General features: G+C 49.0%; 14 protein-coding genes. 6 read left to right on the forward strand and 8 right to left on the reverse strand.

Going from position 1 to position 17,790, the window contains the following annotated elements; translation table 11 throughout:
- Positions 1-15 precede the first annotated feature (15 nt).
- Genes B2X65_RS10520 through B2X65_RS10530 form a run of 3 tightly spaced genes read right to left on the reverse strand, consistent with a single transcriptional unit; the run spans position 16 to position 7,498 of the window.
- Positions 16-1,326 (reverse strand): amidohydrolase family protein, encoded by a 1,311-nt coding sequence (locus B2X65_RS10520; protein ID WP_290612481.1) that lies wholly within the window; start codon positions 1,324-1,326, stop codon positions 16-18.
- Positions 1,327-1,341: 15 nt separating this feature from the next.
- A complete protein-coding gene (locus tag B2X65_RS10525) occupies positions 1,342-4,470 on the reverse strand; it encodes an amidohydrolase family protein (protein ID WP_290612482.1) in 3,129 nt (1,042 codons plus the stop codon).
- 43 nt (positions 4,471-4,513) lie between these two features.
- On the reverse strand, positions 4,514-7,498 hold the full coding sequence (locus B2X65_RS10530) for a bifunctional diguanylate cyclase/phosphodiesterase (protein ID WP_290612483.1): 2,985 nt from the start codon (positions 7,496-7,498) through the stop codon (positions 4,514-4,516).
- A gap of 117 nt (positions 7,499-7,615) precedes the next feature.
- Here B2X65_RS10530 and B2X65_RS10535 point away from each other — a divergent pair, with 117 nt between their 5' ends.
- Complete coding sequence (locus B2X65_RS10535) at positions 7,616-8,068, forward strand: c-type cytochrome (RefSeq protein WP_290612484.1); 453 nt, start codon at positions 7,616-7,618, stop codon at positions 8,066-8,068.
- Positions 8,069-8,093: 25 nt separating this feature from the next.
- Here the strand turns inward: B2X65_RS10535 and B2X65_RS10540 are convergent, their stop codons facing one another.
- Positions 8,094-8,744: a cytochrome b/b6 domain-containing protein gene (locus B2X65_RS10540; RefSeq protein ID WP_290612485.1), complete on the reverse strand. Its 651-nt coding sequence runs from the start codon at positions 8,742-8,744 to the stop codon at positions 8,094-8,096.
- A gap of 54 nt (positions 8,745-8,798) precedes the next feature.
- On the opposite strand from B2X65_RS10540, the gene B2X65_RS10545 reads away from it, so the two are divergent.
- On the forward strand, positions 8,799-11,144 hold the full coding sequence (locus B2X65_RS10545; RefSeq protein WP_290612486.1) for a penicillin acylase family protein: 2,346 nt from the start codon (positions 8,799-8,801) through the stop codon (positions 11,142-11,144).
- Positions 11,145-11,350: 206 nt separating this feature from the next.
- Positions 11,351-12,505 carry a chorismate mutase gene (locus tag B2X65_RS10550; protein ID WP_290612487.1) on the forward strand — a complete coding sequence of 385 codons (1,155 nt, stop codon included), beginning with the start codon at positions 11,351-11,353 and terminating at the stop codon, positions 12,503-12,505.
- A gap of 30 nt (positions 12,506-12,535) precedes the next feature.
- On the opposite strand, the gene B2X65_RS10555 is transcribed toward B2X65_RS10550, so the two are convergent.
- From B2X65_RS10555 to B2X65_RS10565, 3 genes are all read right to left on the reverse strand, one after another.
- A complete protein-coding gene (locus B2X65_RS10555) occupies positions 12,536-12,928 on the reverse strand; it encodes a VOC family protein (RefSeq protein WP_290612488.1) in 393 nt (130 codons plus the stop codon).
- Between the two features lie 32 nt (positions 12,929-12,960).
- Complete coding sequence (locus B2X65_RS10560) at positions 12,961-13,932, reverse strand: tetratricopeptide repeat protein (protein ID WP_290612489.1); 972 nt, start codon at positions 13,930-13,932, stop codon at positions 12,961-12,963.
- A gap of 73 nt (positions 13,933-14,005) precedes the next feature.
- A complete protein-coding gene (locus tag B2X65_RS10565) occupies positions 14,006-15,403 on the reverse strand; it encodes an MBL fold metallo-hydrolase RNA specificity domain-containing protein (RefSeq protein ID WP_290612490.1) in 1,398 nt (465 codons plus the stop codon).
- Between the two features lie 114 nt (positions 15,404-15,517).
- Here B2X65_RS10565 and B2X65_RS10570 point away from each other — a divergent pair, with 114 nt between their 5' ends.
- The 3 genes from B2X65_RS10570 (at position 15,518) to B2X65_RS10580 (ending at position 17,169) form a co-directional block, all read left to right on the forward strand.
- Positions 15,518-16,411, forward strand: coding sequence for a TIGR00730 family Rossman fold protein (locus tag B2X65_RS10570; protein ID WP_290612491.1), 894 nt, complete (start codon positions 15,518-15,520; stop codon positions 16,409-16,411).
- A 123-nt stretch (positions 16,412-16,534) separates the two neighbouring features.
- The gene (locus tag B2X65_RS10575) at positions 16,535-16,801 is read left to right on the forward strand and encodes a hypothetical protein (protein WP_290612492.1); all 267 of its coding nucleotides are present in this window, start codon (positions 16,535-16,537) and stop codon (positions 16,799-16,801) included.
- Entirely contained in the window at positions 16,801-17,169 is a 369-nt protein-coding gene (locus B2X65_RS10580) for a type II toxin-antitoxin system PemK/MazF family toxin (RefSeq protein WP_290612493.1), read from the forward strand. The genes B2X65_RS10575 and B2X65_RS10580 overlap by 1 nt, the downstream gene beginning before the upstream one ends.
- A 70-nt stretch (positions 17,170-17,239) precedes the next feature.
- Here B2X65_RS10580 and B2X65_RS10585 read toward each other — a convergent pair.
- Positions 17,240-17,790 (reverse strand): hypothetical protein (locus B2X65_RS10585; protein WP_290612494.1); only part of this gene is annotated, 551 nt, incomplete at its 5' end.

A 17,790-nucleotide genomic window follows, 5' to 3' on the forward strand; every position in this document is an offset into this window, starting at 1 on the left:
ATTCAAACGAAGAGATTAATCAGCGCGGTTATAGCGCTGCTTAAACCGCTGATGCAGTTGCTTATGATGGTTGCTTAAATCGACCGCGCGACCATCTATCCATAAATGCTTAATTTTATGACCGCGGTAGTCAAATATATCGCCATCTGATACCACCAAACTGGCGCTCTTACCCACTTCAATACTGCCTAAACGATCAGATACTCCGGCGATTGCCGCGGCATCCAGCGTTAAGGCGCGCAGCGCATCTTCGCTACTAAGGCCATAGCGGGTAACATGCCCGGCGGCAAATACCAGGTTACGGGTATCCCAGAAGCCATCCAGCGATAAGGCGATACGAACGCCCGCGTCTCGCAACTGACCGGGTACCGAAAACGCCTGGTCGTATGCTTCATCGCCGCGGGTTGGCAAGCCATAAGGTGCGGTATAAATCACATCTACCCTGGCTTTCGCCAACTCATCAGCTAAACGCCAGCTATCGCGACCGCCAACAATAACAAGCCGAACCTGATACTTTTCGGCCAGCAACATGGCCTGACGAATTTGCCGCGGGTCATCTGCGTGGACAAATAATGGCAGCTCACCGGCAAAAAACTCCAGCATCGCATGCCAGCGTGAATCTTTACCTTTGTTTAAGCCAGCTTGCTCCGCCAGATAATAAGCATGGGCCTGCTGAAAATACTGAAGCAGTTCAGCTAATTGCTTTTGCTGCTTCTCACGTTGTTTTTCTGCACTGTCACGTACCCACCAGCCATTTTGCACGCTCATCCGCGGCCAGTTTACATGCAAGCCTACATTGGCCTGTACGGTCGCGTCCTGCCAGTTCCAGGCGTCCAGCTGCATAAATGCAGAACGTCCGGTTAACATGGCACCATCAGGATAAATTAAACTATGGCTAAAACCATTGCTGCGAATGGTTGGGATCACCACTGAATCTGCGTTATAGGCTACCTGCACCTGCAGATCCGGATTGGTAGAGCTGGTCTCACGATCATCCCGGGTAGCACGCACCGCCTCTACTTCAATTAACCCTAACTGGTTAATCAGCGCAATTAAGCCGGGATATACATGCTTACCGGTTAAATCAAGCCGCTGTGCATCCGCCGGCACAGCTAAGTTAGTGCCAATAGCGGAAATTTTACCGTCTACCAGCAATACATCCTGTTGCACCGGTGCTGAAGTCACGCTATGCACGGTCGCATTTTGTAATAACAGAGGGTGTTGTTGTTTATCACCGGGTACCGGGTTTACTGCCGCTGCTGTTGTTGAGAGCAGTGCTGAAGTCAGTACCGTTGCCAGCATCACTATTTTGCTTAATGTTTTCATTGCTTATGCTACTCCCTAGTGCTGCAGATACTGATGGGTTTGAGTATGTGCATGGCTGGCATGATCAGCGTGCTGACCAAAACGCAGTTGCAACCAGTCAGCCGTGTCTTCACAGTGCCATACCGGGTTTTCCTGTTTGTAGGCATTCTCAGCACCGCTACGGGCAGAATCACCTGCGGTCAGTACTTTCTGGATAAGTTGCTGTTTTTCAGCAGCCTGGGCAGCACGTAACGTCATATCCTCGTTACGATCAAAATAACGGGCACCGGCAATCCAGGTTTGCTGTACCTGGGCATAAACAGACAGTGGATGGCCATCCCATAATACAAAATCAGCTTGTTTACCTTCGGTAAGTGATCCGACTTTGTCATCAATTCTCAACTGTTTTGCCGGGTTAATGGTCACCATCTTCAGCGCTTCGTGCTCATCCATATCACAATACATGGTAGATTTAGCGGCTTCCTGATTTAACCGGCGTAACAGACCCGGATCGTCAGAATTGACACTAACCAGTAAGCCCTGTTCATGCATCAGACAGGTATTGGTTGGAATAGCGTCATTGACTTCCATTTTGAACCCCCACCAGTCGGCAAAAGTTGAGACACTGGCACCATGCTTTTTCATTTCGCTGGCAACCTTGTAACCTTCCAGAATATGGGTAAAGGTTTGAATATTAAAGCCCATTTCCTCAGCCACTTTAATCAGCATCAGAATTTCTGATGCAACATAAGAGTGGGTATGAATATGACGTTTCCCTTCCAGTATTTCGACCAGCGTGTCTAACTGGTAATCACGCCGTGGCGAGAGCACGTTGCCTTGCTGGCGCTTAGCCAGCTTGTTATACGCCTGCCAGCTGGCCTGATACTCTTTGGCTGCCTGGAAGTTATCCCGAATAAAGGTTTCAACGCCGATCCGGCTTTGTGGATAGCGGCTGGTAAACTCGCTACCCCAGTTCGATTGCTTGACGTTTTCACCCAGGGCAAACTTAATGCTACCGGGGGCACCACTAAACTTCATGCCCTCGGCTGACTCCCCCCAGCGCAGGCTGATAATCTGCGCCCGACCACCAATCGGATTGGCACTGCCATGTAACAATTGCACCGCGGTCACCCCACCTGCCAGGCCACGATAAATATTGATATCGTCAGCGTTAACCACATCACCAATATGCACTTCTGCGGTATTAGCATGGCTGCCTTCATTCACACCTTGCTCTGTGGCGATATGCGAATGCTCATCAATAATTCCCGGAGTAACGTGCAGCGCTTCGCCATCGATTACGGTATAACCGCGCGGGGTACTCAGTTGCTGGCCAATCTTGCTTATTTTGCCATCACGAATAATCAGATCGGTATTTTCTAACACCCCCTGCTCGGTCGCTGTCCACAAGGTGGCATTTTTAATGTGCAGATTTTGTTGTACTGGCAAGCTTTCCCGGCCAAAGGCACGGTTAGGATACGTCAACGTTGAGACCATCGGCGCCAGCGCTTTATCGTCTTTGCTATCAACCACTGCAGCTGCCGTGCGCTCAGCCGTTACGGCCAGCTCAGTACCATCGGCTTGTTGCCAGCGTCCGGTTAATTCGCTACCGCGCAAAATGCCACTAAACTGCGCCACTTCGGCTTTACCGGTCAGTTTTTGCAGTGAGGCGCTAAATTGCAGGCTCTGCCCCTGCACCGCCAGATGTTTAAGGCCTACTTTGTCTTCACCCAACGTCAGCTCACCTTTTAACTCAGGCGCATAACCGGTCAAACTTAACGTGAAATTGTGATCTTTTACATTCAGTGGGTAATTACCGGCAAACCGTGGCGCACTAAGTGGCACAAATTGCTGCAACTGGCCGGCGAGCCAGGTGGCCACAATTTCACCATCGTCGAATAAATCACCCCGGCTGACCACGATATCGGCCTGATAGCCGCTGGCGATCTTTCCAAGCTGTTGTTCCAGTCCCAGCATGCTGGCAGGAACCGTCGTTAACGCAGCCAATGCTTGTTGTTGACTAAGCCCGTGTTTTACGGCTTTACGCAGGTTAGGTAGAAAATCTTCCTTTTTCTTTAATCCATGGCTGGTAAGAGCAAAGCGCACACCGGCTTGCTCAAGCGCCGCGGCATTAGCAGGAGCTCGCTCCCAGTGACGCAAATCGGCCAGGCTGACATCAATATGTTGATCGGGCAAGCTGACTTCTGGCGCTTTAGGGAAATTCAATGGTAGCACCAGCGCACGACCACTGGCTTTTACTTCAGAGAGCCGATTATACTCGTGACCTGAACCTAAAATAGCCGCATTGCTAATATTAAATTCGGCCAGAATTTTATCGGCCCGAAGCAACGCGCGCTCATCACTCGTGTCAAACAGTACACCCAGATTGGCAGCTTTGGCTACATTAGCCAGCGCGGCGTTATATTCAACGCCGCCACTGATAAAGCGAAAATCCTGTTTGGTTTGCGCCGCCTGATACCAGTTTGCATCGGCAAACGTCTGGCGGATCAGGGCGATGCTGCCCATCAGCGATGACGGGTAGCTTTGGGTAGAGCTGCCTTTACTAAACGACATAAACTGCTGACTGTCCGCTTTTATGACCAGATCATTGGGCAAGCCAAATGCCAGCGAGGCCACAAAGCCCGTGCCCCGGAAAATGCCGTCATGGCGGGCGCTTTGTACTACGGTAAAGCCCTGCTTAAGCAGCGCCTCTGCGGCCGCTGCATCAGGCTTAAACTGGTCAACCCAGCGCTCATGCGCATGAATAGCGGCGTTGGAGGCATTGCCACCAATACGTTCGTTCTCATACACGGGTTTACCCCCGAAGCTGTAACCTTCGGCTTTCGGTGCTGCGGGCACACCATACTGCGTATAGGGGTCAATAAAGCCCGCATATAAATGATATCCGGCTAAATCGATGCTCTGGTAGCCCTTTGGTACCTTGACATCACGATTCACCGACTCAATTTTACCGTTGCGGATCAGCACCATGGCACCAGGCAGGGCGGTACCTGGCTCGGTCACTACAGTGGCGTTGATCAACGCAACCAAATTCGGGGTCTTATCGCGAATGCCGAGTTGCGGTGACGTCTGATCGGCAATACTACCTGTGCTAAACGCACCAAGCAGAGCCATGCTGAACATGGACAGGCGGGTTGGTGTCATAGAAGTTTCCTGTTGTTATTGTAATACGATATTTATAATGAAATCAGGTATTAACAGTGAAATTAAGCTGGCTCAGTTCCTGCTCCGCCAATGGCATGCTGTAATAGTAGCCTTGTACTTCAAAACAGCCGTTAGCCCGCAGAAATTCAACCTGTTGCAGTGTTTCAACACCTTCCGCCACCACCCGCAAATTCATCTTCTGCGCCATGGCAATGATGGCCGCCACGATATCCATATCGTTTCGATCCTGGGGTATATCTTTAACGAAAGAGCGATCTATTTTCAGCTCATCAACCGGAAAACGTTTTAAATAACTGAGCGACGAATAGCCTGTACCAAAATCGTCGATAGATAAAGAGACGCCGAGGCGTTTTAACTGATTTAACTGGTTAATAGCCGCATCGGTATCGCCCATCAGCATACTTTCGGTAATTTCAAAGATCACCGCCCGCGGCTTTACACCGGTTCGTTTTAATATACGTTCAACAATAAGTGGTAAATCCTGATCATTAAACTGACGTACTGATAAGTTTATCGACAAGGTCACGTCATAGCCACGGCTTTGCTGGCGCGCAAGAAAACGACATGCCTCCCAGATTATCCACTCGCCTATTTGCACGATAAGGCCGGTACTTTCTGCTACCGGAATAAATTTAACCGGCGGCACCAGAGTATTGTCGGGACGCAGCCAGCGGATCAGGGTTTCATAGCCGGTAATCACTTCGGTGCGGATATCCATCTTAGGCTGGAAATAGAGCAAGAACTGATTTTCACGGATCGCTTCACGCAGCTGATTTTCAATCTGCAACCGTTCGTTGGCAGCATCATTAAGGTCCTGACTGAAAAAGTGAAAGGTATTTTTCCCCCGGGCCTTGGCTTCATACATCGCAAGATCTGCATGTTTTAGCAGGAGTTCTTCTTCTGAGGCATCTTCTGGTGCCACCGTGATGCCGATACTGGCGCTGATCGCCACGTCATGAGTACCTAATTTAACCGGCTCATGAAAGGCTTGTTGCAGATTGGCCGCAATGGTAGACGCCTGGTGGCGATCTTTAATGCCACTTAAAATAACCGCAAATTCATCACCGCCCAAACGCGCGATGGTATCTTCTTCCCTTAAGCGTGAGGTTAACCGTCTGGCGACTTCTTTTAGTAACTCATCACCCGCATCATGGCCAAGGGTATCGTTGATCCGTTTAAACTCGTCTAAATCAAAATATAACAGGGCAAAGTTGTAATACCCCCTATGCGCCATGGCAATCGCCTTACGTAGCTGGTCCCGAAAATAACTGCGGTTTGCCAGTCCGGTTAAAATATCGTAATAGGCCAGATGTTCCATTTGCTTCTGGCTTTGCTTAATAAAAGAAATATCCTGCATTGCACAGACATAATTCAGTAAGGTACCAATCTCATCCCGAATTGGCGCAATGGCTAATGACACCCAGAACTGTTTAGCAGGTAGTTTTTGATGTTGTAGTAAAATATCACCCCGCCAATGCTGACGCTCATGCAAGGTTTGGGTAATTTCGGCGCTAAGTTGCTCCATCTCATCTGCCAGCAACATGTTTAAAGGCTGGTTTACTACGCTGCGCTCATCACACCCCAGCAGCTCAGTCAGAAACGGATTAAGGTATTCTATGCTCAGATGCGGATCGGTCAGCATAATACCGGAACTGGAGAATGATACCGCTTTGCTCAGCTTGCGGGCTGCCCGCTCGGCTAGCTCCTTTTCGGCAATCCGCTCATTTAACCCGCTTACCAACTGACTGATTTCAGATGACATGCCGGTAAAGGCCCGGTTTAACACACCTATTTCGTCTTTGTTATTATCCAGTACAACGTGCGCGAGATCACCCCGGCTTAGCTTTACTACAGCCCCGGAGAGCCGGTTAAGCCGTTTTAACACAAACTGATAGCTGATCAGGTGCAGCAGGGCAGCTAATGCGATGGCAACGACAATAAATATGAACGAGATGCGGGTGCGAAATTGTTGCAGCTCCGCCATAATTTCCGCTCTATCCAGATAAACTGCAGCATGCCATTTAAGGTGTTTCATCGGTGCTGACGCAAATAAATAGGTGTTGTCGGGGTTGCTTATCTGCGATGCGGGTTGAACAACATGGGCGACAAGGGCACCTAGCGCAACGTCCTCTACCACTTCTCCCTGGTACATCATATTCGCGGAGCCTGCGTTTTTATCGCTGATCGCAGGCGGCTGTTCAGAAGAATCCGGGGCGCGAATCGCTCTGCCTTCAGCGTTAAACAGTAAAACCTGAGTATGGCGATTCCAAGAACCAATATTGTTGCTATTGCGGGTCAATTCGCTCAGCTGAACATCCGCCACACTCACCCCGACAAATTGCTCTTTGACATAAATGGGTATCAGAATACTGACTACCCAGTCATGCCAGATCGGATGATAATATACGGGGGTCCAGCGCGGTAGCTTGGCCGGATTATTCTCCGGCGTTGCTTCAAGATAATATAAGTCTGTGTGCAGGTTATGCTCTGGCGTCAGTGCTGGTATCGCCGCCGCCGGTGCAACCCGGATAAACTGGTGCTTGCTAACAAAGTAAAAGCGTGCGAACTCCTCCAGCATAAAAGGTGATAGCTGTTGCCAGATAAGCTGACTGTGGCTGAATATGGCAGAGGCATCTGATTTAAGGTTGGCAGCGGGTATTGCCCCAGCAGAGAAACTGTCTTGCTGACGAATAATCTTATCGCCACCGGCACGTGGAACAGTGCCTGACGCACGGGGGTTATCTGTCAGATGCCGGCTGAGCACCTGACTGGCTAAGATGGCTGACTTTTCTTTAATATCCAGGCGAGCGTCTAACTGGCGCGCGTAGTTTTTTGCGGTACGCTGCACGGCTAACTGCTGTTGTTCCGTTAGGGCTAGCTCCTGCAGCCAGACAACAGCATAGGCAAACACCAATCCTGCCACCAGAATGGCAAGAAACGCTACAACTGAGAACCTAAGGCCCAGTGAGTTCATCCCTGTTGGTTTTGTCGTGTTTACATCCTTCAATGAAGCGACCTTGCTATTGTTATAATAAATTCACTCTGGTACAACAGACTCTAGCTGATTACTATGGCAAATACCTCAATATTATTGCACGCAAAACCAACAAAAGAGAACGCACAAATGAAAAAAGCCTTACTTGCTGGCCTTACTGCCCTTGTCATATCCACGCCATTAGCTGCAGCAACGGCATTTACCGATGCCAACGACGCGGTGAAATACCGTCAGGCTGCCTTTCAGCTAATTCGTCATAATATGGCAGATATCAATGAAATGATTAAAGGCGAAGTGACATACGACGCCGCCCGGGTTCAAAAACGTGCTGACGCTCTGGTTTTAGTCACAACCTTACCCTGGGAAGCCTTTCAGGTAAGCGGCACCGAACAAGGTGGTGGCGATGCCAAAGCCGATATCTGGCAGAATCTGGATGATTTTCTGGAGCGTGGCGAGAAGCTGGCAGCCGATGCCAGCGTGCTGCAAAGCGCCGCGCAATCAGGCGATAAAAGTGAAGTTCGCAAAGCCTTTGGTAACTTTGCCCGCAACTGCAAAGCCTGTCATGACAATTATAAAGAGTAATTTAACCTTTGTTTGTAGCGCTGCTTCAGAGCAGCGCCACTAGTACCCGTCCCTGCCAGTAATACAGTAACAGCAGCAATGTCAGCAATAGTACAAAGAAGCTCCAGCTGCTGCGCATAGTAGGTTGTCTGGCATTGTTATTAGTCGTGTTGCCGGTAAACAGGGCTTTAATGACATTATCGTGGCGCCAACTGTGCCACAGTGCAAAAAACACATGGATTGTGGTCAGAATTAAAATAACGTCAATATTGTATTTATGAACAGTCGATGCCAGGTCGACCCAACTGGCTGGTAACATTGCAACCAATGGTCCGTCACTCATGTAACTGTTGTCAAAGGTTGCCAGACCACTGATAATTTGCAGCGACAGCAACCCCAGTAAGGTGAATATCATATAAGACGAGGCCGGGTTGTGGCCTACCACTGGTTTAGCATGCCGTAAATAGCTTACTGCTGCACGCGGCGTCGCGGCAAATTTGCTAAACCTGGCGGTTTCACTACCCCATATTCCCCAGCCTACCCGGGCAATGATGAGTGATGTCAGACTGTAAGCAAATAACTGATGCAGTGCAATATACCCTTCACTGCCGCTGTACCACAGGCCGGCAACCAGCAGCACCATAACCCAGTGAAAAAACCGTACTGCGCTATCCCATACTTTTATTTTTTGCACCATTCGGATCGCTCCTGCTATTCTAACCTTTTGATTTTATGATAACGGATCACGCTGATGAAAGGAATGAAATGGCTACTGCTTACCCTCTTGCTGGTAAGTCTGGCAATGGTGCTGGCAGGCTACTTCTGGCTGCGGCTGAGCTTACCTCAGTATCAGGGCGAGTATCATGCGCCAGTGGCGAATCCGGTAACACTGGACCGTGATGCGCTCGGTTACCTTACGGTCAGCGCTGCCGATCGGAATGATGCCGCGTACGGTATGGGTTTTGCGCATGCTCAGGAACGTTTTTTTCAGATGGATCTGGCCAGACGTAGTGCCGCTGGCCGGTTAGCAGAGTTATTCGGTAAACGGGCATTGGCTACCGATATTGAGCGGCGTCGACACCGTTTTGCCGACCGGGCCGCAGCCGCACTCGCCGCATTTTCAGCCGCCGACGTGCAACTTCTGTGCGCTTACAGCCGCGGAGTGAATGATGGCCTGGCTTCATTAACTGCTGCACCTTTCGAATATACTCTGCTGGGAAGTAAGCCTGCCCCCTGGCAGGAAACTGACTCGGTGCTGGTTATTTATAATATGTATCTGGAGCTGCAGGGAAAATTAGGTCGTGATGAATATGCTATGACGATATTGCACGATGCCATTCCGCCAGACTGGTATCAGTTTTTACAACAGCATAGCAGTGATTGGCAAGCGGCTATTGATGGTTCAGAAATTACACCTATCGCCCTACCCGACAGCCCATATCCGGAAATATTACGCCGTGAGGCAACGTGCAGCGCCTGCACGCCAAAAGACAGTGCTGATCTGGGTAGCAATAATATGGCTGTAATGGGCCGGCTGACCCGCCATGGTAACGCCATCGTGGCCAATGACATGCATTTAACCATAAGAGCGCCCGGCACCTGGTATAAAGTGCAATTAAACTGGCGCAATGACGGTAACTGGCAACAGGTAACAGGCTTAAGCCTGGCCGGGGCGCCCGCTATCGTGGTCGGCAGTAATGGCCATATCGCCTGGGGCTTTACTAACAGTACCGCAGACTGGCACGATTTAATTAAACTGCAGTTATCGGACGACGGTAACTCCTATTTAACGGCACAAGGCTGGCAGCCACTGCAGCATTTTTACCAAACCATTACCGTCAAAGATGGCGAAGATTACCCGCTGCAATTGCAGGAAACGCAGTGGGGGCCTTTTATCACTTATGGCAAGCAAACCTTTGCACTGCGCTGGGTTGCCTATGATGACAGCGCGGTTAATTTTAATTTGCTGCAACTGGAAAATAGCAAAAGTACCGCCGAGGCGCTGGCGCTTGGACCTATAACGGGTATTCCCACCCAGAATATGCTGGTCGCCGACAAAGCAGGCAACATTGGCTGGACGCCACTAGGACCGATGCCCGCAAGGCAGTTAAGCGACTGGGACACTGCGCAGGACTGGAGCGATGGTAAGCACAGCTGGTTAGCTAACCTCAGTGCAGAGCAGTATCCCCGGATAGTGAATCCTGAAGCGGGTGTATTATGGACCGCTAACGCCCGCAGTGTTGGGGGTGAGGCCTATCAGTTACTTGGCAATGGCGGCTATGATCTGGGTGCCCGCGGTCAGCAAATACGCAATAATCTGCTAAGCGAGCGCCCGTTAGATGAACAGGCACTGCATCAAATTCAACTGGACAACCGGGCCCTGTTTTTAAGTCGTTGGCAGCAATTGCTGCTTGACGTGTTAACCCCGGAGGTTGTCGCTGAACACCAGCTGACAGAATATCGTTTGCTCCTGAGCCAAAGCAGCCGCTATGCCGCCCCTGACGATATCGGCTACACTCTGGTACAGCAATTTCGTCAGCAGACAATTGAGCTGCTGTTCCAACCACTCTCAGCCATGCTCGAGCAACACAGTAGCCGCAGCGCCTATTTAAAATACTCGCTGGAAACTCCTGCCTGGGCCATGCTGCAGGCTCGTCGTGCCGATACCCTGCCACTAGAATTTACTGACTGGTCGCAACTACTGCTTAAAGCCGTACTTAACAGCAAGCAGCAGCTGGAACAACAGCATGGCAGTGTTCAGGCAAGTCGCTGGGGGCGGCATAATCAGGCAAAAATTAACCACCCGCTAAGCAATGCCATTCCAGTACTCGGTGACTGGCTCAACATGCCAGCTTCAGAGTTTGCGGGGGATCGCCATATGCCACGAGTCCAGTTACCTTCTTTTGGCCAGTCACAACGCATGGTCGTCGCGCCCGGCCAGGAGCAAGATGGTATTCTTACCATCCCTTCCGGCCAGTCTGGTCACCCGTTGTCACCGTTTTACCGGGCTGATCACCAGTACTGGTTGAATGAAGTCGCGTTGCCTTTTTTACCAGGCCCGAAAAAATATCAGTTAAGGTTAGTTCCGGATGCTTGACTTTAGCCATCCAGACGGATTACTGTACAAAGATGAACGCATGTAATCGCCCGCTCGGTTTTTTTAGCTTTACCACCCCATAGGGGAGGTAACTGGCCGTGCGTGCACAAATGGCAAGAAACCTCCCAACCGGGAGGTTTTTTTTTTTGCGTTTAAACGGTTACAGCTACCGATAATACGTAATGTATGTTTTTAAAGGATGAATCATGGAACTTGACGATATTCGCCAGGCAATTAGCAATACTGATCAGCAATTATTGCAGTTGCTGGCGAAGCGACGCGAACTGGCGTTAAAAGTGGCTGAGGCAAAACTAAGCCAGAACAAACCCATTCGTGACCAGAAACGGGAGCAGACATTACTGCTGTCGCTGATCGCACAGGGCAAAGAATTAGGGATAGACGCGCAGTATGTTACCCGCATTTACCATGTGATCATCGAAGACTCGGTACTGCAGCAACAAGCCAAAGTGCAGGGTCAGCTGAATGGCGAAAATGGCCCCAGCGTGCGGGTTGCCTTTCTTGGGGGGCAAGGTTCTTACAGCTACTGGGCCACTCAAAAGTACTTTACCCGCCGGGCCGAGCGAATTATCGAGCTTGGCTGCGACAGTTTCAATGAAATTGTCCAGGCGGTTGAAACCGGCCACGCCGACTATGCGCTGTTGCCAATTGAAAATACCTCGTCAGGTTCAATTAACGAAGTATTCGACTTATTGCAGCATACCCGGTTGTCTATCGTAGGTGAGTTAACCCACCCTATCGCCCATTGTTTACTTGGCATTGCCGGCGCCGAGCTTAGCAAGGTGCGTCAGGTATGTGCTCACCCCCAGGTTATTGCCCAGTGCAGCCAGTACTTGTTGGGATTGTCGAACGTGAAAATTGATTATTGCGACAGTTCATCAGCAGCTTTTACTAAAGTAAAAGACCTACAGGATCCCACCGTTATTGCTATCGGTGGAGAAGAAGGTGGCCAGTTATATGGGCTTGAAGTGCTGGCCCGGGATTTAGCCAACCAGAAAGACAATGTCAGCCGCTTTATTGTGGTTGCCCGCAAGCAAGTGGTTGTTGCTAAAGCCATACCGGCAAAAACGACTTTTATTATGTACACCGGCCAGCAACCTGGTGCGTTAGTAGAGGCGCTGCTGGTATTAAAACAACATGGCATCAGTATGGCTAAGCTGGAATCGCGGCCGATACCGGGTAACCCGTGGGAAGAAATGTTTTATGTTGATGTATTTGCCAACCTGGCAGACTACGCCATGACCCGGGCGCTGGAAGAGCTAAACAATATTACCAAGTTCGTCAAGGTATTGGGTTGTTACCCCAGCGAAGATATTGAGCCGACCCAGGTCATTTCCAACTAAATGCCAGCAATAACAGCCTTTACACCGGTGTTATTGCTGATAAAGCTCCAGCGGCAGACCATCCGGATCCTGAAAAAAAGTAAACGCTTTGCCGGTAAACTCGTCTATCCGCACCGGCTCTACGCTAACTTCGTTGGCGGTTAAGTAGGCAACAAAATCAGTCAGTTTAACCACTTTAAATGCCAGATGGCGTAACCCCTGTGCTTCTGGCTTACTGGGCCGTGGTGGCGGGTTTGGAAAGCTAAAAAGCTCCAGTTGGCTGCCGTCGGCTAGCTGTAAATCCAGCTTCCAGGAGTCGCGCTCTGGCCGGTAGTTTTCAGCCAGTATTTTCAGCCCAAGCAGTTCAGTGTAAAAGGCTTTGCTGCGCTTATAATCACTGCAAATAATTGCCACATGGTGAATACCACCCAATTTCGCCGCCACTAGTTCTGCCCCATTTTGTTTGCTATGTCGCGTTATAGAATTTTTTTAATTTCTGATTTCAGATTGTCATCTGCTGTGCTGGCCAATAAAGGGGTCAGAATTGCCTCAGCCCTGGCACGCTGATCCTGTGCCAGGTATAACTGACTTAACCTGAATTGCGCCCAATCGTTAAAATCAGCCATACGGCCATCGGCTAAAAATTCATTCAGGGCATCAATACCTTGCTGTGGCTCAGTTTTGGCCAGCACGCTCGCCCGGCCCAGCTGATATAATGCCAGCAGGCGGTTACGCTGACCTTCTTCATCAGCTACCTGTTTTTCGCTGGCTTTACTAAATTCCAGCATTGCTGCCTGATAGTCCCGATTTTGCGCCAAACCAACGCCTCGCATAAAATACGGCTCTGGCCGGCTTTGTAACACGGCACTATTTTCAATTAGCTTTTCTGCGGTAGCGGTATCTTCAGCGCTAAATAGCACTTCGAGCTGTAACAACTGACCTTGCAGGGGATCTTGTTGTTCTAACCTTGCCGCGATGGCCAGTGCCTGCTCTTTGTCTCCACCGGCAATGCCAGGGGCCTGTGCGTAGTATTTCCCCAATGCCTTCAGATAACCGGTATCTGCGGGAGCCAGCGACACCGCTTGTTCAAAGGCTTTACGACAGCGCTTGGCATAACCCAGCGCACTGAACATACTGGCTTGCTGCGCACTATCACAGCTGGCTCTGCCATACCAAAACTGATAACGGGCGTTATCGGCTTCAATTTTCACCGCCCGGGCTAATAGCTCTTCAGCGGCATCAGCCTGACCAAGCTCAAGTTCACTGCGACCGAGCGCTGCCAGTAACCAGGCATCGCTGGTTTTGCGGTTTACGTTATCAGCCAGCAGCACCTTAGCCGCAGCAAAGTCCTGTTGCTGCCACAGGTCTGTTACTTGTTGTTGCAGATCTGCCGGCGCAGCAGTTAGCCCAAAGCTAAGCAGCAAAGCAGTAAAAGTTACTTGTTTCATGGCTGTCCTTAATTTAAGTGTTAGCAGCATTGTAACCGCTGACAGCCATTTGCCAATGCCCAATACTATCTGGTTACAACTTAATACTGTCTCCTTTAGCCGGGATCAGGGCATTAATACCCAGCGCTTGCAATTCCTGCTGCAATACCAGCTGCGCTTCAGGCTCACCATGCACCAGATAAAATTGCGGCTGACCACCAATTGCTTTGGCCCAGGCTAACAGTTCACTCTGGCCAGCATGCGCTGAAAAACCACCTATGGTATGCACTTTGGCTTTAACCACAATATCCTGACCAAACATTTTCACCCTTTTTTCACCGTCAACCAGCCGTCGGCCTAACGTACCTCGCGCCTGAAATCCAACAAAGATCACGTGATTAGTGTTTTTCCAAAGATTATGTTTAAAGTGATGGACGATCCGGCCACCATTACACATGCCACTACCCGCGATAATAATAGCGCCATTGGTTACCCGGTTTATCGCCATTGAATCTTCGACTTTTGGCGTCAGCTTTAACATTGGTAGTAATTGCTGCAAACTGCGCTTTGCACCAATCTTATTTAAATCCGCCTGATCCAACGCATGCAAAAAGTCATCATAAATTTTGGTGATACTAATGGCCATCGGGCTATCCAGAAATATTGCCCGCTGCCTTAATCGTCCCTGATGGTGCAACAGGGCCAGATAATACAGTACTTCCTGTGAGCGGCCGAGGGCAAAAGCCGGGATAAACACATTGCCACCTTCCTTATCAGCCTGCTCCAGTGCGTTGGCAAACTCCTCAACGGTATCGTCCAGAGGTTGATGATTGCGGTTGCCATAGGTGCTCTCCATCAGCACAATATCGGCCTGGCCAATTTCACTCGGATCATACATCAGTACGGTAGCCGGGTTACCTAAATCACCGGAGAACACCAGCTTACGCATGGCCTGGTTGCCCTTGATCCAAAGCTCGATAATCGCCGAGCCCAGAATATGGCCGGCATCGGCGAATTCCAGCTCTAACCCCGGCATTGGCACCAACCTTTTGCGATAAGCTAAAGGTTGCACCAGCTCACTTACCCGTTCAGCATTAGCGACTGTCATCACCGGATCGTGCTGCTTTTTGCCACTACGGGCGGCTTTTTTGTTCTGCCATTCCAGGTCTTTTAGATACAAGCCCACGGAGTCTTTTAGCAGCACCGGCAATAACTCAGCGGTACCTGGCGTGCAAATTATTTTTCCTTTGAAACCTTTAGCGACCAGCAATGGCAGTAAGCCACTGTGATCAATATGGGCGTGCGACAAAATCACTAAATCGATTTCTTTGGGTTTAAACGCAAAGTGGAAGCTATGCCACTCCCGTACCTGATCAGCCCCCTGAGTCATGCCACAATCAAGTAGAATTTTTTGTGTATTGTGTTCAATCAGATAACAAGAACCGGTGACCTGACCGGCAGCGCCTATAAAGGTCAAATTGGCTACAGACATATTTAGATCCTTTTGCAGTGTCACTGCTTTTATATCGCATCTTGCTTGCTAAAAGATTAGTCTATATCAACCATAGTGTGAGTAAGTGGCAAAAACCACGTTGCAGGAGCCTCGATGTCAGACGCCCATAGTCTTTATAAACGTCATTTCACTTCAGCTGAAGAATCCCGGGCTGCAATTGCCGATCTGCAAGATCAAGACTCTTACAAGCTGGCGTTTGCCGATAACGATTTTCTAATGCAGGACGATTTACGCCATGTGCGCTTGCAGCTGGAATATCTGAAGCCACAGCTGGTGTTAGAGCAGCACGGCGTTAAAGCCACCATAGTGGTATTTGGCAGCGCCCGCTTTCTGTCACCTGAGCAAGCTAACAAAAATCTGGACCAGGCCGAACAGAGCCTGGCTAAGCAGCCAGAAGATAAGATGCTACAACATGCCGTTAAGCTGGCAAAACGTGACAGCAGAAACAGTGAATATTATCTCGCCTCGCAGCAATTTTCGCAGCTGGTGACTGAGCACAGTAACAGGCATCAGGACAGCGCGTTAATGATTATCAGCGGCGGCGGCCCAGGGGTAATGGAAGCGGCCAACCGCGGCGCCATGGCCGCAGGTGGTGAGAGCATAGGTTTAAATATTGTGCTGCCCAAAGAACAGCACCCCAACCCGTACATTACGCCGCATTTTTGCTTTCAGTTTCACTATTTTGCCATTCGTAAAATGCATTTTTTACAGCGAGCCCGGGCGTTAGTTGCCTTCCCCGGTGGCTTTGGTACTTTAGATGAGCTATTTGAAACCTTAACCCTTATTCAAACTAAAAAAGCCGAACGGGTACCGGTTATTTTGTATGACAAAGCCTTCTGGCAAAGGCTGATTAACTTCGACATGCTGGCAGAAGAAGGCTTAATCAGCCCACAGGATTTAGAGCTTATTCAATTTGCCGACACGCCAGAGCATGCCTGGCAGCTTATTTATGATTACTACCAGCTGGGGCAAACCCAGCCAGAATGAAGACAGATACTGAATATCGCGAGCATCATGAACTTACTACTGCTTACCCTGGATAAAGATTGACCATATTTATACAAAGTGTATACTTTGTGACTTCACAAAAAAATGAGTAAGAGGTGCAAAATGGCGCAGATTGTTCAGGCAAAAATTCAACGCTGGGGCAATGGCCTCGGGTTGCGGGTGGCCGGCTTAATACGCGACATTCCGCATTTCACACCTGATTCCGTAGTAGAAGTTGAAGTGTTTGAAGATGGCTTTACCGTTAGAAAAGCCAAACAGAGCCATCGTCAGCTGCCATTCTCTGAAGCTGAACTACTTACCGGGCTAACTTCTGACACGGCACAAGCCGGGCTACTGGCGCACCCCACTGCCGCTGAAATTGATAACTAATGCCTAAGGTGTTTACTCCCGATCGCAACGACATTATTTGGCTGGATTTTGAGCCGACTAAAGGCAAAGAAATCGGCAAGTATCGCCCCGCCTTAGTACTAAGTAGCCAGGCGTATAACCAACAAACCGGACTACTGATTTGCAGCCCAATCAGCACCAGTATTCGCGGAGTAAAAACAGAGGTTGCGATAAACAACCTGGCCGAGTCATCTGTCGTAGCAGCCAGCCTAATACAAACCCTATCCTGGAAGGACCGAAAAGCAAAATTTATTGTCAAAGCAGAAGCGGGTGTATTGGATCAAGTACTGCTGCGGTTGCTACCATTAATAGGCGCTACAGCGTTAATTGAGACACTACTTAACGAGTAAATGCCAACCAAATACTGGACGAGTCGCAAAAAATATCATTGTCACTGACCCATTGATCTGGCCCTATTTACTATTTTTGAATAACAATAATGTTAGAGCTAACTGAAAATAAGCTAACATCTTCACCTTCTTGTAAATAGGCATCTCGCAAGATGTAATGACCAATATAATAATTACCATCTTCTAATACGTAAGATTTATCTAAGTTCAAATTAAAGCATTTCTCCTCTCCAGATTCGAATGATATTTTAGTTGAAGCATCTATACTTTTTAAAAATTTTTCTTTAAAAAAATCTGTCATCTTGCCTCGATCTAGCCAAGGGGAGTATATATCACTACCAAATTCAATATAGTTCTCCAAAGAATAAAAAAGCATCCCATTAATTAACAATTGATCTTGAGAAAGAAACAGAGAGCTAATTGTAATGCTCTTATCTTGAAAATTTTTCATACACAAAATCACATTGCAAGCCTCAGATTTACACTCTGACTTTAGATGTACCGATACTGGTGACTTAATGAACGTAAAATCTTTTGAAAAAGCTGGATAAGAAATTACAGTTAATATAAAAAATAATAATTTCATTGAAGACCTCCAAAAATTAGGGTCAGATACTGAGG

The sequence above is a fragment of the Arsukibacterium sp. UBA3155 genome (assembly GCA_002364615.1).
In the GTDB taxonomy this organism is placed as follows: Bacteria; Pseudomonadota; Gammaproteobacteria; order Enterobacterales; family Alteromonadaceae; genus Alishewanella.

Bases quoted from the DNA above. Each gene is read 5' to 3' on its own strand.
- B2X65_RS10520 (WP_290612481.1), bottom strand. From the start codon at position 1,326: ATGAAAACATTAAGCAAAATAGTGATGCTGGCAACGGTACTGACTTCA.
- B2X65_RS10525 (WP_290612482.1), bottom strand. From the start codon at position 4,470: ATGACACCAACCCGCCTGTCCATGTTCAGCATGGCTCTGCTTGGTGCG.
- B2X65_RS10535 (WP_290612484.1), top strand. From the start codon at position 7,616: ATGAAAAAAGCCTTACTTGCTGGCCTTACTGCCCTTGTCATATCCACG.
- B2X65_RS10540 (WP_290612485.1), bottom strand. From the start codon at position 8,744: ATGGTGCAAAAAATAAAAGTATGGGATAGCGCAGTACGGTTTTTTCAC.
- B2X65_RS10545 (WP_290612486.1), top strand. From the start codon at position 8,799: ATGAAAGGAATGAAATGGCTACTGCTTACCCTCTTGCTGGTAAGTCTG.
- B2X65_RS10550 (WP_290612487.1), top strand. From the start codon at position 11,351: ATGGAACTTGACGATATTCGCCAGGCAATTAGCAATACTGATCAGCAA.
- B2X65_RS10560 (WP_290612489.1), bottom strand. From the start codon at position 13,932: ATGAAACAAGTAACTTTTACTGCTTTGCTGCTTAGCTTTGGGCTAACT.
- B2X65_RS10565 (WP_290612490.1), bottom strand. From the start codon at position 15,403: ATGTCTGTAGCCAATTTGACCTTTATAGGCGCTGCCGGTCAGGTCACC.
- B2X65_RS10570 (WP_290612491.1), top strand. From the start codon at position 15,518: ATGTCAGACGCCCATAGTCTTTATAAACGTCATTTCACTTCAGCTGAA.
- B2X65_RS10575 (WP_290612492.1), top strand. From the start codon at position 16,535: ATGGCGCAGATTGTTCAGGCAAAAATTCAACGCTGGGGCAATGGCCTC.
- B2X65_RS10580 (WP_290612493.1), top strand. From the start codon at position 16,801: ATGCCTAAGGTGTTTACTCCCGATCGCAACGACATTATTTGGCTGGAT.